The organism is Streptomyces sp. DSM 42067 (assembly GCF_055792885.1).
On record NZ_CM147706.1, the window covers coordinates 7,567,223 to 7,589,750 of the forward strand.

Consider the following 22,528-nt stretch of genomic DNA (forward strand, 5'->3'; position numbering starts at 1 on the left):
ACGTGATCAGCGAAGAATTGACCCGATCAGCAGGTGTTTCGGCCTCAGGTCACTGTGGTCTCAATTACTGGTGACGTGTCGTCAGGGCACGTCAGAGAAGGGTGAGCTGCGTGGGTCCCGCGACGGGCTCCGGTTCCGGCTCCGGTACGGGGATGCGGCGTGCCGCACGCGCGTGTGACGGGCCGATGCCGAACTCCTCCGCCAGCTCGTGCACCTGACGGGTGATCCGCCGCTGGTACCACTTGGGCGCGTACGCCCCCTCCGCGTAAAGCCGCTCGTACCGCCCCACCAGATACGGGTGGTGCTGTCCCAGCCACGACATGAACCACTCGCGCGCACCCGGCCGCAGATGCAGCACGAGCGGTGTCACCGAGGTCGCGCCGGACGCGGCGATCGCCCGGACGGTCGCGCGCAGCTGGTCGGGGTGGTCGCCGAGGAAGGGGATCACCGGCGCCATCAGGACACCGCAGCCGATGCCGTGGTCGCTCAGGGTGCGTACGACGTCCAGGCGCCGCTCCGGCGCGGGCGTGCCGGGCTCCACGGTGCGCCACAGCTCGTGGTCCGTGAAGCCGACGGAGACGGAGATGCCGATGTCGGTCACGGCGGCGGCCCGGCGCAGCAGATCGAGGTCGCGCAGGATGAGCGTGCCCTTGGTGAGGATCGAGAACGGGTTCGCGTGGTCGGTCAGGGCCGAGATGATGCCCGGCATCAGCCGGTAGCGGCCCTCCGCGCGCTGGTAGCAGTCCACGTTCGTGCCCATCGCGATGTGGTCGCCGTGCCACCGGCGCGAGGCCAGCTGGCGGCGCAGCAGCTCCGGGGCGTTGACCTTCACCACGATCTGGGTGTCGAAGCCGATTCCGGTGTCGAGGTCCAGATAGCTGTGCGTCTTGCGCGCGAAGCAGTACACGCACGCGTGCGTGCAGCCCCGATAGGGATTGACCGTCCACTCGAAGGGCATGCGGGAGGCCCCTGGAACCCGGTTGATGATCGACCGCGCCCGGATCTCGTGGAACGTGATGCCGCGGAACTCCGGGGTGTCGAAGGTGCGGGTGGTCACCACGTCCGTGCCGAACAGCGCGGCGTCCCGGGTCCGGTCCCCGGCGGGACCGCCGGTGAGGTTCTCCCAGCGCATGAGGCCTCCTTGGTAGCACTGGACCCAGAATAGAACACATGTTCCCTTGATCGTGTGTGGAGTGAGTCGAACGTTCCGGCACGCGCGAACACGACCCGGCAGTGGCCACCCCGATTTGGGCCCCCGGGCGAGGGGTGGTTGGCTGATCGCGACCCCTGCAACACGAAGTCCTGGAGGAAGTGCAATGGCGCAGGTCGAGGCCACAACGGAGCGGATCATCGCGGCCCAGCCGGGCGACGTGTTCGATGCGCTCGCGGACTACAGCGGTACACGCGCGAGGCTGCTGCCCGAGCACTTCAGCGAGTACGAGGTCCGCGAGGGCGGAGACGGCGAGGGCACCCTCGTCCACTGGAAGCTCCAGGCCACCAGCAAGCGGGTTCGCGACTGCCTGCTCGAGGTGACCGAGCCGACCGACGGCGAGCTCGTCGAGAAGGACCGCAACTCCTCGATGGTCACCACCTGGCGGGTGACCCCGGCGGGCGAGGGCAAGTCGCGCGTCGTCGTGACGACGGTGTGGAAGGGTGCGGGCGGCATCGGCGGCTTCTTCGAGAAGACGTTCGCGCCGAAGGGACTGGCGCGGATCTACGACGCGGTGCTGGCAAAGCTTGCCGCCGAGACGGAGAAGTAGCCCTCCGGGGAGGAGCTCCATGCGAGACCGTCCGTTAGCCCGGACGAGTTGCTCTCACTCTCACCGTTTCGAGTGGTTTTCCGTCTGGGGCACTCGTACGCCGTAGGGCTCCGACCGGCGACGACGTTTGCCGTGCCCGCTTCGGGGGTGACTCGTCGCGCTTGCTCGTAGTTGTCGCGTAATGCGAGAAATGGGCGGCGCAGGCGCGACGAGGGGAGCGGATACGTGGGCGGGACGGCACTGGCGAAGGGCGCCGGGCAGGGTGAGCGGACGACCGCTGTTCAGCCGACGCCGTGGCCCCCGGACGGCCCGTCGGCCACGGCCGGACCCTTAACCGGGGAGACGCCCGGGCAGGCACCGGGACACGCTGCAGCACAAGCACCGGCACCCGCGCCCGAACTCAGCCCCAGCCGCGTCCGGATGGTCTTCTTCGGGCTCATGCTCGCGCTGCTGCTCGCCGCCCTCGAGCAGATGATCGTGGCCACCGCGCTCCCGAAGATCGTCGGAGAGCTCCACGGCCTCGACAAGATGTCCTGGGCCATCACCGCGTATCTGCTCACCGCCACCATCGGACTGCCCGTCTACGGCAAACTCGGCGACCTCTTCGGACGCAAGGGCGTCTTCCAGTTCGCGATCGTCGTCTTCGTCGTCGGCTCCGCGCTGGCCGGCTGGTCCCGGTCCATGGACGAGCTCATCGCGTTCCGCGCCGTCCAGGGCATCGGCGCCGGCGGCCTCATGATCGGTGTCCAGGCGATCATCGCCGACATCGTGCCGCCCCGGGAACGCGGACGCTACATGGGCCTCATCGGGGCCGCGTTCGGCGTCGCCTCGGTCGCGGGACCGCTGCTCGGCGGCTACTTCACGGACCACATCTCCTGGCGCTGGTGCTTCTACTTCAACGTGCCCTTCGGGCTCGTCACGCTGGCCGTCGTCACCCTCGTACTGAAGCTGCCGAGGCCCTCGGTCAGACCACGGCTCGACGTACTCGGGACTCTCTTCCTCACCGGCTCCTCCACGTGCCTCGTGCTGCTGACCAGTTGGGGCGGCATCGAGTACGCATGGGACTCGCGCGTGATCCTCGGGCTCGGCGCCGGAGCCGTCGTGGCGGCGCTGCTGTTCGTCGTCGCCGAGCACTTCGCGGCCGAACCCCTCATCCCGCTGCGGCTGTTCCGCGACCCGGTGTTCGTGCTCACCAGCCTGGTGGGCATGGTCGTCGGCGTCGCGCTGTTCGGTGCCGCGAGCTATCTGCCGACATTTCTGCAGATGGTCGACGGGGCGAGTGCCACCGAGTCAGGACTGCTGATGCTCCCGATGATGGGCGGCATCGTCGGCGCGTCGATCGTCTCCGGACAGCTCATCAGCCACACCGGCCGCTACCGGATCTATCCGATCCTCGGCGGAGCCCTCTCCGTCGCCGGCATGTGGATGCTGTCCTGGCTCGAGGTCGACACCCCCCGGCTGCACTACAGCATCTGGATGGCCGTGCTGGGCGCGGGAATCGGCCTTGTCCTGCCGGTGCTGATCGTCGCCGTGCAGAACGCGGTGCCCGTCACCGACCTCGGCACGGCCACCAGCGCCCACAACTACTTCCGGCAGATCGGCGGCAGCGTCGGCGCGGCCATCTTCGGCACCCTCTTCGCCGACCGGCTCGCCGACGCCCTCACCGACCGCCTCCCGTCCGGCGAAGACCTGCCGGACCCGCAGTCCATCACTCCGGACCTCGTCCACGCGATGCCCGACGCGCTGCGCGACGGCTACATCCACGCCTACGCCGACGCCATGCCGCGGATCTTCCTCTATCTCGTGCCGGTGCTCGTCCTCGGCCTGCTGATCGCCTGCTTCCTCAAGGAGACCCCCCTGTTGTCCAGTACAACGCCCCACCAGAGCCCCGCCGCCGAGCCCTCGCCCGCCACTCAGGTCCCCCAGGCCCGTTCCGCGTACGCCGCCGGGGTGCCCGTCTGCGGCCTGGTGCAGCACTCCGACGGCACCGCCGTCCCGCGCGCCGCGCTCACCCTCATCGACATCGGGGGCCGCCAGATCGGGCGGGGCGCGAGCGGCGACGACGGGCGGTACGCGCTGTCCACGCCCGGCTCCGGCTCGTACGTCCTGATCGCCGCGGCCGGAGGCCATCAGCCGCAGGCCGTGTCGGTGACCGTCGGCGAACGGCCCGTCGAGCTCGACGTGGTGCTCGGCGGTGCCGGGCGGCTCGCGGGCAGTGTCCTGACCGCCGAGGGTGCGCCGGTGCGGGACGCCGTCGTCACGCTCACCAATGTGCACGGCGAGGTCGTCGCCACCACCCGCAGCGGGCGCGAAGGAAGCTATGTGATCAACGAGTTGGTGGCAGGCGAGTACACCCTGGCCGCGAGTGCGCCGGCCTTCCGGCCGGTCGCCCTGCCCGTCACCGTGCAGGCATCCCGCGAGACCCGCCAGGACGTCGAGCTCGCCGGCGGCGCGGTGCTGCGGGGAACCGTGCGCGCAGGAGACGGCCGTCCTGTCGCGGACGCCCGGGTGACGCTGCTGGACGCGGCGGGCAATGTGGTGGACACGCTGACGACCGGCGACGACGGAACGTTCCGGTTCGTCGATCTGTCCTCCGGCGAGTACACGGTGATCGCGGCGGGCTATCCGCCGGTGGCCACGGTTCTCCGGGTGGCCGCGGGAGGACGTACGGAGCGGGACCTGCAGCTCGGGCACGAGGACTGAGCATTGTCGGGCACAAGGCCGGACTCGCGGACCCCTACGGTCCGGTGTGCGCGTCCCGTCCGGTGTGTGTGTCCGGGTGGACGCGCAGCGTCAGGGTCGTCGGATCGTCGAAGATGTGCTCCATGGCGAACGCGGCGCCGAGCACGGCGGCCACGCGGTCGACCGCGTCCACATCGCCGAGGAGCTCGACGGTGGCCGGGCCCGAGCCGGCGGGTGCGAGCGGAGCCCGGCCGGCGCTGAAACGCCTGCCGGCTGTTTCCACTCCGAAGGGCTCTTCGATTGCACCGCCGGAGGGCCGGTCGGCCGGCTCGGTTCCCCCCGCCCCGGCGGCGCCGACGGGAACCTCGAGCGTGTCGAATGAGCGAGTGATCGCAGTCCGTACGGCTTCCCTGGCCGCCGCACTGCCGTCGAGGATGCGTACCTGGGCGATGGTGGACCAGGATGACGTGCTCATCACGGGGCACTCCCTCGCAGGTGGCGGGACAGGCCGGCCGGCTCACCGTCCCGGCCGGCCTGCCCCCTGAGGTGCGGTGTCAGCCGAGCCGGGTGCGCAACAGCTGCTTGCCCAGCTCGGCGCCCTTCCGGCTGTCGGACTGCGCCTTGCGGAACAGCTCCACGACTTCGTTGTCCTTCTCGCGTTCCGCGTCGCGGATGTAGGTCTCCAGCCGCAGAGCGTTGTTCAGGCACGACTCGACGTACCAGATCAGGTTGTAGTCCTTGTCCTTCGTACCCGTGACCTCGCCGGTCTCGGTGTTGCTGGTCATGGAGTTCCCTTCTCTGTGGCGTGTATGTGCGGGACGGCCCGGCAGCATTTCCGTCGGCCCGGCGGCAGACGGCGACGCCCCGTCGCCTGCTGGGGGTGCGGCTGATGGGGGCGGACTCACGCGTGCTCACGGTGAGTGATGGCGGGCGGACCGTAACCATCTGACAGCCAGCCGGCGGGACGGTGCGCCCGACACGGAGGACCTCTCCCTCCGGTTCACACAGACGGCTGCGCACCGAAGGCCCGGTTCCGCCCACTCCGGCCTGGTGGTGCGGGGGCTGGATGGTGCGTAGCGTGAGGCCGCATGAAGATCCTCATCAGCGCCGACATGGAGGGCGCCACGGGAGTGACCTGGCCTGCCGACGTGATGCCGGGCGCTGCGCAGTGGGAGCGGTGCCGCTCGATGTTCACCTCGGACGTCAATGCCGCCGTGCTGGGCTTCTTCGACGGCGGCGCCGACGAGGTGCTCATCAACGAGGCGCACTCGACCATGCGCAATCTGCTGCTGGAGCGCCTCGACGAACGGGCGCAGATGCTCACCGGCCGCCACAAGGCGCTGTCCATGGTCGAGGGCGTGCAGCACGGCGACGTCGACGGCGTGGCGTTCCTCGGGTATCACACGGGGGCGGGCATGGAGGGTGTCCTCGCGCACACGTACCTCGCCAACTCCATCACCGGTGTGTGGCTCAACGGAGTCCGTGCCAGCGAGGGCCTGCTGAACGCGCACGTGGTCGCCGAGTTCGGTGTGCCGGTCGTGCTCGTCACCGGTGACGACCTGACCTGCGAGGACGCTCTCGGGTACGCACCCGGGGCGCTCAAGGTGGCCGTCAAGGACCATGTGTCCCGGTACGCCGCGGTGTGCCGTACGCCCGCGCGTACCGCCGCCGAGATCAGGGCCGCGGCGAAGCAGGCGGCGGCGCTCGCCGTGCGTCATGAGCCCGCCCGGGGCGGGCCGTTCACCGTGGAGCTGGAGTTCGACGCCGATCAACTGTCCATGGCGGCCACCGTGGTGCCGGGTGTGGCGCTCTCCGGTGAGCGGAAGGTGGCCTACACCCACGAGACCATGTACGAGACCATTCGCACCTTCAAGGCGGTCACCACGATCGTCTCGGCCGCGATGGAGGAGCAGTATGGCTGACCAGGTGGATCAGCAGGTGGATCAGCAGGCCCTGGACGAGGTCGTCGCCTTCACGTCCGACCTCATCCGCATCGACACGACCAACCGGGGCGGCGGGGACTGCCGGGAGCGGCCCGCCGCCGAGTACGCGGCGGAGCAGTTGGCCGGCGCGGGCCTGGAGCCGGTGCTCCTCGAGCGCACCCCGGGCCGTACGAACGTGGTCGCGCGTCTGGAAGGCACCGATCCGTCCGCCGACGCCCTGCTCGTCCACGGCCATCTCGACGTGGTGCCGGCGCAGGCCGAGGACTGGAGCGTGCACCCGTTCTCCGGGGAGATCCGCGACGGCGTCGTATGGGGCCGCGGCGCGGTCGACATGAAGAACATGGACGCGATGATCCTCGCGGTCGTACGCCAGTGGGCGCGGGCGGGAGTGCGGCCCCGGCGAGACATCGTGATCGCCTTCACCGCGGACGAGGAGGCCAGCGCCGCCGACGGCTCCGGCTTCCTCGCCGACGAGCACGCCGCCCTCTTCGAGGGCTGCACGGAAGGCGTCAGCGAGTCCGGTGCGTTCACCTTCCACGACGGCCTCGGCAACGAGCTGTACCCGATCGGGGCGGGGGAGCGGGGCACCGCCTGGCTCAGACTCACCGCGCGCGGGCGGGCCGGGCACGGATCGAAGATCAACCGCGAGAACGCGATCATGCGTCTGTCGGGGGCCGTCCTGGACATCGGCGCCCACCCGTGGCCGCTGCGGCTCACCCCGACGGTGAAGGCCGCCCTGCGTGAACTAGCCGCCGTGTACGGCATCGACGAGATCGACGGCCGCCCGCTGGACGTCGACGACGAGTTGTTCGACGCGGACGCGCTGGTCGAACGGCTCGGCAGGGCCCGCGCGATCGTCGAGCCGACGCTGCGCAACAGCACCAACCCGACCATGCTGGACGCCGGTTACAAGGTCAACGTCATCCCCGGAGAGGCCACCGCCTACATCGACGGCCGCTATCTCCCCGGCACGGAGGACGAGTTCCGCGCCACCCTCGACAAGCTGACCGGACCCGACGTGGACTGGGAGTTCCACCACCGCGAGGTGGCCCTGCAGGCACCGGTCGACTCGGCGGCGTTCGCCGCGATGCGGGCGGCGGTCGAGGAGTTCGCGCCCGAGGGGCGAGTGGTGCCGTTCTGCATGCCGGGCGGCACGGACGCCAAGCAGTTCTCCCGGCTCGGCATCACCGGTTACGGGTTCGCGCCGCTGAAGCTGCCCGAGGGCTTCGACTACGCGGCCCTCTTCCACGGCGTGGACGAGCGCGTACCGGTCGAGGCGCTGCACTTCGGCGTCCGCGTCCTCGACCGTTTCCTGCGAACGGCCTAGGGGAGTGGAGGACTTGGTGGAGACCCGGCCGTACGGATCTTGGCCGTCGCCGATCGGTGCGGACCTGGCTGCCGCGCATGACGGGCAGCCGGAGTACGTGGGCTACGTCGGGGTCGAGGCATGGTGGACCGAGCCGCGGCCCGAGGAGGGCGGCCGGCGCGCGCTGGTGCGGCGACGCCCGGACGGCCGCGAGGAGTCGGTGCTGCCCGCCCCCTGGAACGTACGCAGCCGCGTCATCGAGTACGGCGGTCGGCCCTGGGCCGCCGCCGAGCGCCCCGAAGGGCCTCTGCTGGTGTTCGTCGACTTCGCGGACCAGCGGCTGTACGCCTACGAGCCCGACGCTCCGGGCGCTGAGCCGCGCCCGCTCACGCCGCTTTCGCCGGTGGGTGGCGGCCTGCGCTGGGCCGATCCGAGCCTGCACCTCGACCGGGGCGAGGTCTGGTGCGTGCTGGAGGAGTTCACCGGGGACGGGCCGGCCGATGTGCGGCGGGTCATCGCCGCGGTGCCACTCGACGGTTCGGCGGCCCAGGACCGTGCCGCCGTGCGCGAACTCTCCGACGACCGGCACCGGTTCGTCACCGGCCCCCGCCTCTCGCCCGACGGAACGCGCGCCGCATGGCTGGCCTGGGACCACCCGCGGATGCCGTGGGACGGGACGGAGATCCTGCTCGCGGATGTCGCTGCGGACGGAACGTTCGGCGACGCGGTGCCCGTCGCGGGCGGCCCCGAGGAGTCCGTCCCGCAGGTGGAGTGGGCCGCCGACGGGCGGCTGCTCTTCGCGAGTGACCGTTCGGGCTGGTGGAACCTGTACCGGGCCGGCCCCGACGGCCGTGGAGCCACCCCGCTGTGTCCGCGCGACGAGGAGTTCGCGGGTCCGCTGTGGAAGATCGGAGTCAGCTGGTTCGCGCCGCTCGACAGCGGACTGATCGCCGTCGTCCACGGCGCGGGAGCCACCAGCCTCGGCGTTCTCGACCCCGAGACCGGTGAGGTCGTCGACACGGCGGGCCCCTGGACCGAGTGGGCACCCACCGTCGCCGTGCACGACACCCGCGTACTGGGCGTCGCAGCCAGCCCTCGCAGCGCGGGAGAGGTCGTCGAGCTGGACACCGGCACCGGCCACGCCCGGGTGATCGGCGCCGCGCACGACGACCCGGTGGACCCCGCGTACTACCCGGAGCCGCAGATCCGCACCTTCACCGGGCCCGACGGCCGCGACATCCACGCCCACGTGTATCCGCCGCGCCACCCCGGCCATGTCGCGCCCGCCAACGAGCTGCCGCCCTACGTGGTGTGGGCGCACGGCGGCCCCACCGGCCGTGCCCCGCTCGTCCTCGACCTGGAGATCGCCTACTTCACCTCACGCGGCATCGGCGTCGCGGAGGTCAACTACGGCGGCTCCACCGGGCACGGCCGCGAGTACCGCAACCGGCTGCGTGAACAGTGGGGCGTCGTCGACGTCGAGGACTGCGCGGCCGTCGCCCGAGCCCTCGCCGACGAAGGCACCGCGGACCGGGACCGGCTCGCGATCCGCGGCGGCAGCGCGGGCGGCTGGACCGCGGCCGTCTCGCTGACCAGCACCGACGTCTACGCCTGCGGCACGATCATCTACCCGGTCCTCGACCTCGCCGGGTGGGTGTCCGGGGGAACCCACGACTTCGAGTCGCAGTATCTGGAGTCGCTGATCGGGCCGTTCGCCGACGTGCCCGGCCGGTACGAGGAGCGGTCCCCGTTGGAGCACGCCGACCGGATCACCGCGCCCTTCCTGCTGCTGCAAGGGCTGGACGACGTGATCTGCCCGCCCGCCCAGTGCGAGCGCTTCCTCGCCCGCATGGAAGGGCGGCGCGTTCCGCACGAGTACGTCGCCTTCGAGGGCGAGGGGCACGGGTTCCGGCGCGCGGACACGATGATCCGTGCCCTGGAGTCCGAACTCTCCCTGTACGCCCAGGTCTTCGGCCTGGACGTGCCCGGCATACCGACCTTGGAGCTCGCCAAGTGAACCGCCCCGCAGCTGTTAGGGAGTGCGCCGAGTGAACCCTCTGACGCGTCCCGCCCGGCTCGCCCCCGGCGCCCGAGTCGCCGTCGTCGCACCCAGCGGGCCGGTCCCCGAGGAGCGCCTGCAGGCAGGTGTCGACATCCTGCGGGCCTGGGACCTGGACGTTGTCGTGGCACCTCATGTCCTGGACCGGCACGCGGAGTTCAGCTACCTCGCGGGCACGGACGAGGACAGGGCCGCCGACCTCCAGAGCGCCTGGTGCGACCCGTCCGTGGACGCGGTGCTGTGTGCCCGCGGCGGCTACGGCGCCCAGCGTATGGTGGACCTGCTCGACTGGGACGCGATGCGCGCCGCCGGCCCCAAGGTGTTCCTCGGGTTCAGCGACATCACGGCGCTGCACGAGGCGTTCGCGATACGGACGGGCCTCGTCACCCTGCACGGGCCGATGGTCGCGGGCGTCGACTTCCTCAAGAACACGCGGGCACAGGAGCAGCTGCGGGCCACGCTGTTCGAACCCGAGAGCGTCCGGACCATCTCCTCGTCCGGCTCGGCCCTGGTGCCCGGTCGCGCGCACGGCATCACGCTCGGCGGCTGCGTCAGTCTGCTCGCCGCCGACCTCGGCACTCCGTTCGCGCGACGCTCCGCGGGCGGCGGCATCCTCATGATCGAGGACATCGGCGAGGAGGCGTACCGGCTCGACCGGATCCTCACGCAGCTGCTGCGCGCCGGATGGCTCGACGGTGTAGCCGGGATCGCGCTCGGTTCGTGGGTGGAGTGCGGGCCGCCCGAGGAGGTGCGCGCCGTCCTCGCCGACCGGCTGGGCGGACTCGGGGTGCCGGTCCTGGAGGAGTTCGGGTTCGGGCACTGCGAGGGGGCCTTGACGGTTCCGTTCGGGGTGGCGGCCGAACTGGACGCGGACGCCGGGACTCTCACCCTGGATGTGCCGGCCCTGACGTGACCCGGCGAGTGTCAGTGCTGAATTTCCCGGCCCTGGCCTCCGTACGGCCCCTGGCCCCCGTACGGCCCCTGGTCCACCCCGGAGCGACGTCCACCGCGCGTCACCCCCGACCAGCGGTCCATGCTGGTCGGGGGAGGCCGCACGTACCTCCGACGGAAGGGGCCACTCATGAGGGCGAAGAGTTCCGTGGGCGGCGGCACGCACGGTTCGCGAGGCTCGGCGGTGACGGCGGGCAGGATCATCGTCCTCGTGCTCGCCGTCCTCGCCATCGTCTTCATCTTCCAGAACACCCAGAGCACCACCATCCGCGTGCTGATCCCCGAGGTGATCATGCCGCTGTGGCTGGCGCTGCTCGGCACGGGTGTGATCGGTGCGCTCTGCGGGGCCCTCTTCCTCAGCAGACGCCGATGAGCCTGATGCCGATGAGCCTCATCAGCAGATGCTGAATCTCAGGAGGCCCTGGCGATCGCGTCGGTCACCGGGTGCCCGTCGCTCACGTAGTGCAGGCCGTACAGGCCGGGATCGAGCCGCGTGGTGCCGCAGTCACTGCTCGGTGTGAGGGAGACCGTCGACAGGGCCGGTACATCGAGATGCCAGAAGGCCCTCGCCGGCATGCCCAGAGCCTGGAGGAGCAGGGCACGGACGGCGGCTTGTTCGGCGATGGCCAAGGCGTGGCCCGTACCGGGCTCCACGCTGCGCAGCCAGTTCGCCGTTCGGCGGCAGAGCCCGCGTACGGACTCGCCTCCGTGCGGCGCGGCATCCGGGTCCGTGAGCCATGCATGGAATCCGTAGGGGTCGTCGTCGGCGACTTCGGCGACCGTGCGGCCGCGCCAGTCGCCGTGGTCCAGGTCGCGCAGCGCGGGCTCGACCGCGGTCTCCAGGCCGAGGGCCTCAGCGATCTGCGCGCAGCGGACCGAAGGCGCGCGGACGGCCGGGGAGTACGGAGGGAGCACTGCTCGGGCGGCGCCCGCCTCGAGCAGGGCGAGCTCGTTCAGAGCACCCTCACCGAAGACCGCGTCCCTCGTGGCGTTCCAGGTGCTCGCACACAGGAGTGTCAGGCGGACGGTCATACGGCTGCCCTCCTTCCCAGCCCGGCATGGCGCCGGATGGTCGGTGCGCGGCGGCCTGCACGGGCGGCGGGTGTCGCCCGGGGCAGCACGGCCTGTGATGCGTCGCGCGTCATGTCCTCAAGGATTGGTGATGCGTCCGGTTTCAACCATCCGGCAGTTGTCCGGAATCGCCCCCGCCGACTGGCTGGCCTCGGCCCGCCGCCCGGCCGGACCGGGTGTCGGGCACGCGCCGGGTGGCCCTCCGCGTGGTACGAATCGGACAGTGGTCCGGTGGCGAGTGGAGCACGCGTGATCCGGGTAGTGGTGGTCGACGACGAGGCCCTGATCCGTACGGGCTTCCAGCACATCCTCGACGCGGCGGACGACATCGAGGTCGTGGGGGCCGTCCCCGGCGGCCAGGCCGTCCGGACGGTGCAGGAGACACGCCCCGACGTCGTGCTGCTGGACATCAGGATGCCGGACGTCGACGGACTCACCGTCCTGACCGATCTGCTCCGGCTGCCCCATCCGCCGGTGGTGGCCATGCTCACGACGTTCGACATGGACGAGTACGTGGCGACGGCGCTTCGCTCGGGTGCCGCGGGCTTCCTGCTGAAGGACACCGACCCCGAGGAGCTCCCGTACCTGGTGCGCGCGCTGGCCGACGGCGGCGCCGTACTGTCGTCCAAGGTCACCCGGACGGTCGTGGACGGCTACCTGGGGGCGGGCTCCCAGGAATCCGCGGCCCGGAGCCTCGACCGGCTGACCGACCGCGAGCGCGCCGTACTGGTCCTCATCGCCGAGGGGCTGTCCAACGCGGACATCGCCACACGGATGCATCTGAGCACCGGCACGGTCAAGGACCATGTGAGCGCCATCCTCACCAAGCTGGAGGTGGGCGGCCGCGTCCAGGCCGCCCTGCTCGCCGAACGGGCCGGACTCCTCAAGCCGCCACGGGACGAGGAGGCGGGATGATTCCGCGCCGCCTGACCGCCTCGCTGCTGAACGCCACCCTCGTCACAGCGGCACTGGTCGATGTCTGGGTCAATGTCGACCCTGCCGCGACGCTGCGCATGACCTGGGCCCTGGCCGCCGCCGTCGCGCTTCTGCTGCGCCGACGCCTGCCGCTGCTCACCTTCCTGCTCTCCCTTCCCGCCGTCCTGCTCTCCGACGCGATCTTCGCCGCGCTGGCCGCGCTGTACACGCTCGCCTCGCTCACCCGCAGCCGCATCCTGCTGGCCGTCTGCGCGCTGGCGTTCACGCTGAGCGACATGACCTCGTGGCCGTCGCCGAACCTCGACCTCTTCCATCCCCCGACCCTGATCACTCTGGGCTACACCGCGGCGACGGCGGCGGCTCCCGTCTTCCTGGGCCAGCTGGTCCAGGCACGGCGTGATCTGTCGCTGCGGCTGGCCGAGATCTCCGAGGCCCGCGACCACGAGCGGCTGCTGACCGCCCAGGCCGTGCTGGCCAAGGAACGCGCTCAGCTCGCCCGGGAGATGCACGACGTGGTCTCCCACCAGGTCAGTCTGATCGCGGTGCGGGCCGGAGCACTCCAGGTCGGCACCCGGGACGCCGAAGCCAAGGAAGCCGCGGCCACGATCCGGCGGCTGAGCGTGCAGACCCTGGACGAGCTGCGGCACATGGTCAGCGTCCTGCGCGCCTCGGGCGGCCGCCCCGCGGAGCTCACCCCGCAGCCGTCCCTGGCCGACCTCCAGCGGCTGGTCGACAGCAGCGGAATCGAGGCCGAGCTGACGACGGACCTGCCCGGCAGCCCTCCGCCGACCGTTCAGCGCGCCATCTACCGCACCGTCCAGGAGGCGCTGACCAACGTGCGCAAGCACGCCCCCGGAGCCACCGCGACGGTGCACATCGCCCACGAGGGCGGCGCCGTCCGCGTCACCGTCACCAACACCGCACCGACCCGGCCCGCGCTCCCCCTGCCGAGTGCGCACTACGGTCTGGTGGGTCTGCGGCAGCGCGCCGCCCTCCTCGGTGGCACGGTCACCTCCGGCCCGACACCCGAGGGCGGCTACCAGCTGCGTCTGGAGCTGCCGGCCGAGGGCACGGCGTGAACGGCTGTCCCATGGCGGGGGCCCGGCGACGGCACCCGTGGATCAGGGGGACTTGGGCGGCGGGGTCACATGGGTTTTGCGTTGCCGTCGTGAGCGTGGTCCCGGGTTCGGCCGCGCACGGCCGGGCGGTCCCCGGCCGTTGCCGTTGGGGCGGCCCCGTGCACCGCATGCACGCCATCAGGGCCGATCGGATACAACTGATCGGTGACGCAACCGACACCTGCCCTCGATCCGTGCGTACTGACCACGGACGGCCTCGTGCTGCGGCCCTTCGAAGAGAGCGACGAACCAGCGGTCGCGGAGGCGCTCCGGGACGCCGGGATTCTTCGGTGGGCCGTCGGCAGGGCGGTCGCCGGGGCGCCGGAGAGCGAACGGGCCCGGATGTGGCTTCGGCTCCGTATCGTCTACTGGGAGAGCGGCAGCGCGGCTTTCGCCGTGACCGACGCATCGGACGGCACGCTGCTCGGCTCCGTCAGCGTTCGAGAGGTGAACCGGCTGCCGGACCAGGCCGTCGTCGGCTACTGGGTGACGCCGAAGGCCCGGGGGAGAGGCGTGGCGACACGCGCCCTGGACGCGGCGAGCCGCTGGGCGTTCGATGCGCAAGAGAAGGGCGGGCTCGGGCTGCACCGCCTCTCGCTCGACCACGCGCTCGCCAATCCGGCTTCCTGCCGGGTCGCGACCAATGCGGGCTTCCAGCTCGAAGGCACCATGCGGGACTTCTATGTGGACGCGGACGGACAGCGCCACGACTCGCACCTCCACGCCCGGCTCGCGACCGACCGGATCTAGTGCCCCGACAGGCAACGTTCGCCCCGTCGCGACGCCCGGCACGCTCCCCCGAGCTCTTCGAGCAGGGGGGACCCCCACTCGCCGCACCGGCCGAAAGCCCAAGTACGTCCAGTACGAGGGCTTCCGGCCGGCCCGCCGAGGGCACGCACCGGACGCCGCCCCTTGACGGGCAAACGTTGCCTGCCGGGGCACTAGCTCGGACGTAGCAGGGGGCCGCATCGCGGACTCACATCACGGTGCGCCGGTCCACGTACTCGAAGACGGACCCGTCCGGGTGCAGGGCTAACAGGTTGCGGCCCGCCGGGGTGGGGAGCGGGCCGGCGAGGATGCGGGCGCCCGAGGCGCTCAGCACGTCGCCGGCCTCGTCGACGTCCTTCACCGCGATCGTCGCCGACACCTTCCGCAGCACCTCGAGTTCCTGCTCGGGGCCGCTCATCAGCAGGAAGCACCCGACCGCGGCGACCGACACACCCCCACGCTCGAAGCGGAGGGCTTCGCTGCCCGCTATCCGCTCGTAGAAGGGAACCGAGGCCTCCAGGTCCTCGACGCAGACACGGAGAGTTGTTCCGAGGATCTCCATACGGACGAGCCTAGTTGGGGCCGGCCGGGGGCGAGATCGATTCGGGCGATCCTCCCCCAGTACCTCAAGGCCTGGGAGGTACCCCCGGCCGGCCCTTGTGGCGACGACCGGCTCAGGAGCCGCTCATCGCCTTCCGGACGGCGTCCCGCGTACGGTCCACGACCGACGCGACCGGTCCCGCCGCCAGGTTCTTGAGCGCGGAGTCGGTGCCCGGGTGCGGGCGCGTGGGCGCGACCGCCTCGGCGGCCTGCACCGCCCTGGCCAGGTTCTCGAGCTTCGCCCGGTCCGCGTGCCGGTGGAAGTGGGCGAACTCGTAGCGCTCCTCGGCCTCCGCATGGGCGAGCACGTCCTGCCGCAGCGCGGCGAACTCGTCCAGGAACTCCGGCGAGTCGGGGTCCATGTCCTCCAGCCGCGCCAGCGCCCGCTTGGCTTGCTCCTCCTCCTGGATCCGGTCCTTGACGACCAGTTCACCGCCGTCGATCGCGCTGCGCGCGAAGGGATGCACGACCTCCTCCTCGGCGGTCTCGTGCACCGCCAGAAGGCGGACCAGATCCTGGAAGCACCGCTTCCGTTCCTCCCCCTTCGTGGCCGCAACCTCGTCGAGCAGCTCGCGGATCCTCGTGTGCTGCTCCTTCAGCAGCTCCACGACGTCGTTGTGCTGGGTCATCCTCTTCCTCCGTAGTGGGGTGCGGAGCGTGCCGGGTACCCGTCTGCGCGGCGTTACACACGGTGGCGCCCGGGTACCCGGCCGCCATGAACCGCTTGGATCATCTGGAACACCTGGACAAGGGCCTGGTCGACGAGCTCGCCCAGGTCGCCCGCGAAACCGTGCGGGACGAACTGCGCGAGCAGAGCAGGAAGCGGCGCCGCACGGCCGCGCTGTACGCGGCGTCCGGGGCCGCGGCGCTGTACGCGGGCGCCGCCGTCGCACTGGCCGTCGGACTCGCGCTGGCCCTCGCCCTGCCCGGCTGGGCGGCCGCCCTGATCACGGCCGCGCTGCTCGCCGTCGCCGCCGTCGTCCTGCGCAACACGGCACGCCCCTCGGCCGGCCGGGCCACTCCCGAGCGCCTCGCCGAAGCCGAACGCGCCAGTGAGACGCCCGGCACTGAGGGTGCGCCTCCGGTGCCGCCCATACCGCCTCCCGCCCCCAACGTGCCGCCGTCCCCGGGCACCGGCGCGACCGGGCCCGAGGCCCCGCACCACCGGGCGTAGTGGGCCATGAGGTTCGGCAGCCGCAGGACAGTCGTGGTGACCGGCGCCAGCGCGGGCATCGGCCGGGCCACCGCCCGTGCCTTCGCCGCCCGTGGCGACCGGGTCGCGCTGCTGGCCCGCGGCCGCGACGGGCTCGCGGCGGCCGCCGACGAGGTACAGCGCGCGGGCGGCGAAGCGCTCGTCGTGCCCGTCGACATGGCCGACCCCAAGGCCGTCGAGGACGCCGCGGAGCAGGTCGAGGAGACGCTGGGGCCCGTCGACGTCTGGGTCAACAACGCGTTCGCAGGCGTGTTCGCGCCCTTCATGGAGATCAGCGCGGACGAGTTCCGCCGGGTCACGGAAGTGACGTATCTCGGGTATGTGTCCGGCACACGGGCCGCCCTGCGCCATATGCTGCCGCGCGACCGCGGCACGATCGTCCAGGTCGGCTCCGCGCTCGCCTATCGCGGCATCCCGCTCCAGACCGCGTACTGCGGTGCCAAGCACGCCATCCAGGGCTTCAACGAGTCACTGCGCTGCGAACTTCTGCACCAGGGGAGCAAGGTGCGCACCACGATGGTGCAGCTCCCCGCCGTCAACACGCCCCAGTTCGACTGGGTGCTGGACCGGCTGCCGGGCCGTGCGCGGCCCGTCGCCCCCATCTACCAGCCCGAAGTGGCCGCCCGCGCCATCGTCCACGCGGCCGCGCATCCGCGGCGCCGCGAGTACTGGGTGGGCGGCTCCACCGCCGCCGCCCTCGTCGCGAACGCGCTCGCACCCGGGCTGGTGGAGCGCTACCTGGCCCGCGCCGCGTACGACGCGCAGCAGACCCCGGGCCTCCCGCCGCCCGAGACGGCCAACCTGTGGGCCCCCGCCGACGGGCCGCACGGCCACGACTACGGGGCGCACGGCCGGTTCGACCAGGAGGCGCTCCCCGCCGGGCCGCAGGAATGGCTGTCCCGTAACCGGGCGCGCATGGGCATGGGGCTCGCGGTCGGTGCGGCGGCACTGGCGGGGCGTCGGCTGTCGCGCCTGACGGCGCGCAGGTGACGCAGTGCGCCGTCAGAGCGGTGGTCGGGCCGCGGGCTGGTGGGTCCGGTGCGGGCCGGGGGCTGTGCCCACCCTCCCCCAGCTACCGCTGGGAGGTGCCCCCAGCCCTGTGGCCCCGTTCCGCCCTGCGGAACGCCTGCCCACAGCCTGGAGACAGCTCAGGCGCCGGGTGACAGCGGCAGATCTGCGAACCTGAACAGCACCCTCGTGATGTCCTCCGGTTCGGCCGTCACCGGGCGGCCGAAGTGGTCGCCGAGCGCGGGAGCGAGGGCGTACAGCCGGATGCGCTCCTCCGGGCTGTACGCGGGGAAGCGCGCCCACCCCTTCTCCGCCAGCTCCTGGGCCATGTGCTGCAGGAGGTTGACCCGGAACCGGTGTTCCTCGTCGGGCGTGAACGGTGTCCGGTAGTCCTCGTCCGTGAGCGGCGTCGGGGCGTCGTCGCCTGACAGGATGCGTACGTTGCGCAGGTCTCGGACCATGGATGACTCCGCTCGGCAGACAGGGCTGATCGCCGCGGCCATCGTCTCAGGCAGGCGGGACCGCCGGTGAGCCGGGTCACGGGGGCCGGGTGGCACGCTCACCCCCGCTGCAGCTGCGGCAGCACCTTCGTGCGGTAGAAGTCGAAGAACGCCTGCTGGTCGGGGCCGATCTGGTTGACGTAGATGCGGTCGAACCCTGCCTCCTCGAAGGCCAGCAGCGCCCGGACGTGCTGCTCGACGTCGTCGCCGCACACGACGTTCTCCGCGACCATCTCGTCGGTGATCAGCGGCTCCAGCTGCTCGAAGTGGCGCGGGCTGGGCAGCACCTGGCCCATCTCGCCGGGCAGCAGCTGGTTCGACCAGAGCCGGCGCACCGTGGCGACCGCGGCGTCCCGGTCAGTGCCGTAGCAGACCTTCGTACCGCCGAGCACCGGCTTGGCTCCCCCGCCGCCCTTGCGGAACTGGGACACCATCGACTCGTCGGGCGTCATCGTGATGTAGCCGTCGGCCACCCGTGCCGCGAGGGCCGTGGCCTGGGGGCCGAAGCCGGAGACGTCGATGGGTACGGGCTCGTCGGGCACGGTGTACAGGCGTGCGTTCTCCACGGTGTAGTGCTTGCCGTAGTGGTTGACCCACTTGCCCTCGAAGAGCTCGCGCATGACGAGGATCGCCTCTTCGAGCATCTCCAGGCGTTTGTGGGCCGGAGGCCATGCGGCGCCGATGATGTGCTCGTTGAGCGCCTCGCCGCTGCCGACGCCCAGCCGGAAGTTCCCGCCCGTCATGACCGCGCTGGTCGCCGCAGCCTGGGCGACGACCGCCGGGTGGATCCGCATCGTGGGGCAGGTGACGGCCGTCTCGACGGGCAGCGAGACCGCCTCGGCCAGTGCGCCGATCACCGACCAGACGAAGGGGCTCTGCCCCTGTGCGTCGTTCCACGGGTGGTAGTGGTCGGAGATCCACAGCGACTGGAATCCGGCCTGCTCGGCCATCCGCCCCTGCTCCACGAGGGCTGCCGGGCCGAACTCCTCCGCTGCCATGAAGTAGCCGTACTCGGCCATGGCGTCACCTCCGGAAGGGCGGTCGAGGTCGCATCCCGGGTAACCACGGCGGCATGGACGGAAACCCGGGCCGTGGCGGCAGGGTCGGAGACGGTGGCTGCGGTGGCATGGGTGGAGACGGCGGCCGTGGCGGCAGGGTCGGAGATGGTGGCTGCGGTGGCATGGGTGGAGACGGCGGCCGTGGCGGCAGGATCGGAGACGGTGGCCGTGGCGGCGGCTGAAACGGTGGCCGTGGCGGGCCCGCGACGTTTGCCGAACCCCTGCGGGGGGACGCGGGAAGCGCTGCGGTCGACGGCCCGTGGCCGTCGTAGCCCCGTGGCGGGCGTCCCCGTGGTCGACGGCCGTACCCGCCGGAACCGCCGGCCGCGCCCGCCAGGCGACCCGCCACACTTTCCCGACCGTTCCGGAGGCCCTCGTGAGCCGATCCCGAATCGTGATCGTCGGAGCCGGTTTCGCCGGCTACCGGACCGCCCGCACCCTGTCCCGCCTGAGCCGCGGCAAGGCGGACATCACGCTGCTCAACCCGACCGACTACTTCCTGTATCTGCCGCTGCTGCCCCAGGTCGCCGCCGGCGTCCTCGAACCGCGTCGGGTCACCGTCTCGCTGTCCGGCACCCTGCCGCACGTACGACTCGTGCTCGGCGAGGCCGACGACATCGACCTGGACCGGCGCACCGTCCGCTACCAGGGCCCCGAGGGCGATCGGGGCGAGCTGTCGTACGACCGGCTCGTACTGGCCGTCGGCAGCGTCAACAAGCTGCTGCCCGTTCCCGGCATCGCCGAGCACGCACACGGCTTCCGCGGCCTGCCCGAGGCGCTGTACCTGCGCGACCACGTCACCCGCCAGATGGAGCTGGCCGCGATCGCCCCGGACCCCGAGACATGCCGTGCCCGCAGCACCTTCGTCGTGGTCGGCGCCGGCTACACCGGAACCGAGGTCGCCGCGCACGGGCAGCTGTTCACCGACGCACTGGTGCGCAAGCATCCGCTGCGCAAGGGCATACGGCCACACTGGATGCTGCTCGACATCGCGCCCCGCGTGCTGCCGGAGCTCGACCGCCGGCTGTCCGACACCGCCGACCGCGTGCTGCGCAGCCGCGGCGTCGGCGTACGCACCCGGACGTCCGTGAAGGAGGCCACGCGGGACGGGGTCCTGCTCGACGACGGCCAGTTCGTGGACACCCGCACCCTCGTCTGGTGCGTGGGCGTACGGCCAGACCCGCTCGTCGGCGACCTCGGGAGGCCGCTGGAGCGCGGGCGGCTGCTCGTCGACCCGTTCCTCAACGTGCCCGGGCACCCCGACGTGTTCGCGTGCGGCGACGCGGCCGCCGTGCCCGATCTGTACAACCCCGGGCAGTACACGACGATGACCGCGCAGCACGCCTGGCGGCAGGGCAAGGTCGCCGCCCGCAACGTCGCCGCCTCGCTCGGGTTCGGGGAGCGGCGTGCGTACCGGCACCGCCCCGTGGGCTTCACCGTCGACCTCGGTGGAGTGAAGGCCGCCGCCAACCCCTTCGGCGTGCCGCTGTCCGGCCCGCTCGCCGGAGCCGTCACCCACGGCTACCACCTGGCCGCGATGCCCGGCAACCGCGTCCGCGTCGCCGCCGACTGGCTGCTGGACGCCGTACTGCCGCGCCAAGCGGTGCAACTCGGCCTCGTGCGCTCCTGGGCGGTGCCGCTCGACACCGCGTCGCCCGAACTCGCCCGCATGTCCGGAGCCCCCAGGGAGGACTCGCGATGACCGCCACCAAGACGGGTGAACTCACCGCGCTCGCCCGGCAGTTGCGCGTCGACTCGGTGCGCGCGGCCGCCGCGGCGGGCTCCGGCCATCCCACCTCGTCGATGTCCGCCGCCGACCTGATGGCCGTCCTGCTGGCCCACCACCTCCGCTACGACTTCGAGCGCCCCGAACACCCCGGCAACGACCGCTTCATCCTGTCCAAGGGCCACGCCTCGCCCCTGCTGTACTCCGCGTACAAGGCCGCCGGGGCGATCAACGAGACGGAACTGCTCACCTACCGCCGGCTCGGCAGCCGCCTCGAGGGGCATCCGACGCCGCGGCGGCTGCCGTGGGTCGAGGTGGCCACCGGGTCACTCGGGCAGGGTCTGCCCGTCGGCGTCGGCATGGCGCTGTCCGGCAAGCGGCTCGAACGGATCGGCTACCGGGTGTGGGTGCTGTGCGGCGACAGCGAGCTCGCCGAGGGCTCCGTCTGGGAGGCGGCCGAGCACGCCGGCTGCGAGCACCTGGACAACCTCACCGCGATCGTCGACGTCAACCGGCTCGGCCAGCGCGGCCCGACGCGCCACGGATGGGACCTGGACGCCTACGCACGCCGCTTCCAGGCCTTCGGCTGGCACACGATCAAGGTCGACGGCCACGACGTCGACGACATCGACCGGGCGTATGCCGAGGCCCGCTCGACCCTGGGGCAGCCCACCGCGATCCTCGCCCGCACGGTGAAGGGCAAGGGCGTCGAGTCCGTCCAGAACCGGGAGGGGCTGCACGGCAAGCCGCTGCCGGACGCCGAGGAGGCCATCGAGGAGCTCGGCGGGGTGCACGACGTGCGCGTGGAGGTCCAATCGCCGCCCGCCGCACGGATGTTGCACGCCGTCCGCAGCGGCCACCTCGAACTGCCGCGCTTCGAGACCGGCGACAAGGTGGCCACCCGCGACGCCTACGGGCAGGCCCTCGCCGCGATCGGCACGGCACGCGACGACGTGGTGGCGCTGGACGGCGAGGTGAGCGACTCCACGCGCTCCGAGTTCTTCGCCAAGGAGCACCCCGAGCGGTTCTTCGAGTGCTACATCGCCGAACAGCAGATGGTCGCCGCCGCGGTGGGTCTTGCGGCGCGTGGCTGGGTGCCGTACGCGTCGACCTTCGCGGCGTTCTTCACGCGCGCGTACGACTTCATCCGTATGGCCTCGATCAGTGGCGCCGACATCAATCTGGCCGGGTCGCACGCCGGGGTCGCCATCGGAGCGGACGGCCCCTCGCAGATGGGTCTCGAGGACCTCGCGATGTTCCGCGCCGTCCACGACTCCACCGTGCTGTACCCCTGCGACGCCAACCAGACCGCACATCTCGTCGCGGCAATGGCCGAGCAGCGCGGGGTCAGTTATCTCCGTACGAGCCGGGGCGAGATGCCCGTCCTCTACGGGCCCGGCGAGGAGTTCCCGGTGGGCGGCAGCAAGGTGCTTCGGATGTCAGACGCGGACCGGCTGACGGTCGTCGCGGCCGGGGTGACCGTCCACGAGGCGCTGGCGGCCTCCCGGCTGCTGGAGCGGGAGGGGATTCCGGTGCGGGTCATCGACCTGTACTCGGTCAAGCCCGTCGACCGGCGCACGCTGCGTACCGCCGCCGAGCGCACCGGGTGTCTGCTCACCGTCGAGGACCACCGGCCGGAGGGGGGCCTCGGGGACGCGGTCATGGATGCGTTCGTGGACGGGGGGCCGGCGCCGAGGGTGGTGCGGCTCGCTGTTCGTACGATGCCGGGGTCTGCTGCTCCGGAGGAGCAGTTGCATGCCGCGGGCATCGATGCGGAGTCGATTGCGGCGGCTGTGCGGCTGCTCGTGGAGCAGGCCGTGGTGAGGTAG

General features: G+C 71.7%; 22 protein-coding genes. 14 read left to right on the forward strand and 8 right to left on the reverse strand.

What is annotated here, in order from left to right:
* Positions 1 to 91 precede the first annotated feature (91 nt).
* Positions 92 to 1,132 carry an Rv2578c family radical SAM protein gene (locus ACSMXV_RS34030; RefSeq protein ID WP_473174955.1) on the reverse strand — a complete coding sequence of 347 codons (1,041 nt, stop codon included), beginning with the start codon at positions 1,130 to 1,132 and terminating at the stop codon, positions 92 to 94.
* A 184-nt stretch (positions 1,133 to 1,316) separates the two neighbouring features.
* Here ACSMXV_RS34030 and ACSMXV_RS34035 point away from each other — a divergent pair, with 184 nt between their 5' ends.
* Both ACSMXV_RS34035 and ACSMXV_RS34040 read left to right on the forward strand, forming a co-directional pair.
* Positions 1,317 to 1,760, forward strand: coding sequence for an SRPBCC family protein (locus ACSMXV_RS34035; RefSeq protein WP_181863846.1), 444 nt, complete (start codon positions 1,317 to 1,319; stop codon positions 1,758 to 1,760).
* A 225-nt stretch (positions 1,761 to 1,985) separates the two neighbouring features.
* Positions 1,986 to 4,463: an MFS transporter gene (locus tag ACSMXV_RS34040; RefSeq protein WP_473174956.1), complete on the forward strand. Its 2,478-nt coding sequence runs from the start codon at positions 1,986 to 1,988 to the stop codon at positions 4,461 to 4,463.
* A gap of 34 nt (positions 4,464 to 4,497) precedes the next feature.
* Here ACSMXV_RS34040 and ACSMXV_RS34045 read toward each other — a convergent pair whose 3' ends face one another.
* Together ACSMXV_RS34045 and ACSMXV_RS34050 are read right to left on the reverse strand one after the other, a co-directional pair.
* On the reverse strand, positions 4,498 to 4,917 hold the full coding sequence (locus ACSMXV_RS34045) for a hypothetical protein (protein ID WP_473174957.1): 420 nt from the start codon (positions 4,915 to 4,917) through the stop codon (positions 4,498 to 4,500).
* Between the two features lie 79 nt (positions 4,918 to 4,996).
* Entirely contained in the window at positions 4,997 to 5,227 is a 231-nt protein-coding gene (locus tag ACSMXV_RS34050) for a hypothetical protein (RefSeq protein ID WP_181657581.1), read from the reverse strand.
* A gap of 303 nt (positions 5,228 to 5,530) precedes the next feature.
* Between ACSMXV_RS34050 and ACSMXV_RS34055 the strand changes: the two genes are divergently transcribed.
* From ACSMXV_RS34055 to ACSMXV_RS34075, 5 genes are all read left to right on the forward strand, one after another.
* Positions 5,531 to 6,364 (forward strand): M55 family metallopeptidase, encoded by an 834-nt coding sequence (locus ACSMXV_RS34055; RefSeq protein WP_473174958.1) that lies wholly within the window; start codon positions 5,531 to 5,533, stop codon positions 6,362 to 6,364.
* Complete coding sequence (locus tag ACSMXV_RS34060; RefSeq protein ID WP_473174959.1) at positions 6,357 to 7,712, forward strand: M20/M25/M40 family metallo-hydrolase; 1,356 nt, start codon at positions 6,357 to 6,359, stop codon at positions 7,710 to 7,712. The genes ACSMXV_RS34055 and ACSMXV_RS34060 overlap by 8 nt, the downstream gene beginning before the upstream one ends.
* A 16-nt stretch (positions 7,713 to 7,728) precedes the next feature.
* A complete protein-coding gene (locus tag ACSMXV_RS34065) occupies positions 7,729 to 9,708 on the forward strand; it encodes a dipeptidyl-peptidase 5 (RefSeq protein WP_473174960.1) in 1,980 nt (659 codons plus the stop codon).
* A 31-nt stretch (positions 9,709 to 9,739) separates the two neighbouring features.
* Positions 9,740 to 10,663 carry a S66 peptidase family protein gene (locus tag ACSMXV_RS34070; RefSeq protein WP_473174961.1) on the forward strand — a complete coding sequence of 308 codons (924 nt, stop codon included), beginning with the start codon at positions 9,740 to 9,742 and terminating at the stop codon, positions 10,661 to 10,663.
* A gap of 168 nt (positions 10,664 to 10,831) precedes the next feature.
* Positions 10,832 to 11,074 carry a lipopolysaccharide assembly protein LapA domain-containing protein gene (locus ACSMXV_RS34075; RefSeq protein WP_181657576.1) on the forward strand — a complete coding sequence of 81 codons (243 nt, stop codon included), beginning with the start codon at positions 10,832 to 10,834 and terminating at the stop codon, positions 11,072 to 11,074.
* 38 nt (positions 11,075 to 11,112) lie between these two features.
* Here ACSMXV_RS34075 and ACSMXV_RS34080 read toward each other — a convergent pair whose 3' ends face one another.
* Positions 11,113 to 11,733, reverse strand: a complete 621-nt coding sequence (locus ACSMXV_RS34080; protein ID WP_473174962.1) for a histidine phosphatase family protein — start codon at positions 11,731 to 11,733, stop codon at positions 11,113 to 11,115.
* Positions 11,734 to 12,021: 288 nt separating this feature from the next.
* Between ACSMXV_RS34080 and ACSMXV_RS34085 the strand changes: the two genes are divergently transcribed.
* The 3 genes from ACSMXV_RS34085 to ACSMXV_RS34095 all read left to right on the forward strand — a co-directional run bounded on the left by ACSMXV_RS34085 (position 12,022) and on the right by ACSMXV_RS34095 (position 14,576).
* Complete coding sequence (locus tag ACSMXV_RS34085; RefSeq protein WP_181657574.1) at positions 12,022 to 12,687, forward strand: response regulator; 666 nt, start codon at positions 12,022 to 12,024, stop codon at positions 12,685 to 12,687.
* Positions 12,684 to 13,787, forward strand: coding sequence for a sensor histidine kinase (locus ACSMXV_RS34090; protein ID WP_473174963.1), 1,104 nt, complete (start codon positions 12,684 to 12,686; stop codon positions 13,785 to 13,787). The genes ACSMXV_RS34085 and ACSMXV_RS34090 overlap by 4 nt, the downstream gene beginning before the upstream one ends.
* Before the next feature lie 204 nt (positions 13,788 to 13,991).
* Positions 13,992 to 14,576 carry a GNAT family N-acetyltransferase gene (locus tag ACSMXV_RS34095; protein WP_473174964.1) on the forward strand — a complete coding sequence of 195 codons (585 nt, stop codon included), beginning with the start codon at positions 13,992 to 13,994 and terminating at the stop codon, positions 14,574 to 14,576.
* Positions 14,577 to 14,802: 226 nt separating this feature from the next.
* Here ACSMXV_RS34095 and ACSMXV_RS34100 read toward each other — a convergent pair whose 3' ends face one another.
* Both ACSMXV_RS34100 and ACSMXV_RS34105 read right to left on the reverse strand, forming a co-directional pair.
* Positions 14,803 to 15,156: a VOC family protein gene (locus ACSMXV_RS34100; protein WP_473174965.1), complete on the reverse strand. Its 354-nt coding sequence runs from the start codon at positions 15,154 to 15,156 to the stop codon at positions 14,803 to 14,805.
* Between the two features lie 112 nt (positions 15,157 to 15,268).
* On the reverse strand, positions 15,269 to 15,823 hold the full coding sequence (locus ACSMXV_RS34105; RefSeq protein ID WP_473174966.1) for a hemerythrin domain-containing protein: 555 nt from the start codon (positions 15,821 to 15,823) through the stop codon (positions 15,269 to 15,271).
* 86 nt (positions 15,824 to 15,909) lie between these two features.
* Here ACSMXV_RS34105 and ACSMXV_RS34110 point away from each other — a divergent pair, with 86 nt between their 5' ends.
* Entirely contained in the window at positions 15,910 to 16,368 is a 459-nt protein-coding gene (locus ACSMXV_RS34110) for a phage holin family protein (RefSeq protein WP_473174967.1), read from the forward strand.
* A 6-nt stretch (positions 16,369 to 16,374) separates the two neighbouring features.
* Positions 16,375 to 17,397, forward strand: coding sequence for an SDR family oxidoreductase (locus ACSMXV_RS34115; RefSeq protein ID WP_473174968.1), 1,023 nt, complete (start codon positions 16,375 to 16,377; stop codon positions 17,395 to 17,397).
* A 158-nt stretch (positions 17,398 to 17,555) separates the two neighbouring features.
* On the opposite strand, the gene ACSMXV_RS34120 is transcribed toward ACSMXV_RS34115, so the two are convergent.
* Both ACSMXV_RS34120 and ACSMXV_RS34125 read right to left on the reverse strand, forming a co-directional pair.
* Complete coding sequence (locus ACSMXV_RS34120) at positions 17,556 to 17,876, reverse strand: hypothetical protein (protein ID WP_473174969.1); 321 nt, start codon at positions 17,874 to 17,876, stop codon at positions 17,556 to 17,558.
* A 98-nt stretch (positions 17,877 to 17,974) separates the two neighbouring features.
* A complete protein-coding gene (locus tag ACSMXV_RS34125) occupies positions 17,975 to 18,934 on the reverse strand; it encodes an LLM class F420-dependent oxidoreductase (protein ID WP_473174970.1) in 960 nt (319 codons plus the stop codon).
* A 415-nt stretch (positions 18,935 to 19,349) separates the two neighbouring features.
* Here ACSMXV_RS34125 and ACSMXV_RS34130 point away from each other — a divergent pair, with 415 nt between their 5' ends.
* Positions 19,350 to 20,675 carry an NAD(P)/FAD-dependent oxidoreductase gene (locus tag ACSMXV_RS34130; protein ID WP_473174971.1) on the forward strand — a complete coding sequence of 442 codons (1,326 nt, stop codon included), beginning with the start codon at positions 19,350 to 19,352 and terminating at the stop codon, positions 20,673 to 20,675.
* Entirely contained in the window at positions 20,672 to 22,528 is a 1,857-nt protein-coding gene (locus tag ACSMXV_RS34135; protein ID WP_473174972.1) for a transketolase, read from the forward strand. Before ACSMXV_RS34130 ends, ACSMXV_RS34135 begins: the two co-directional genes overlap by 4 nt.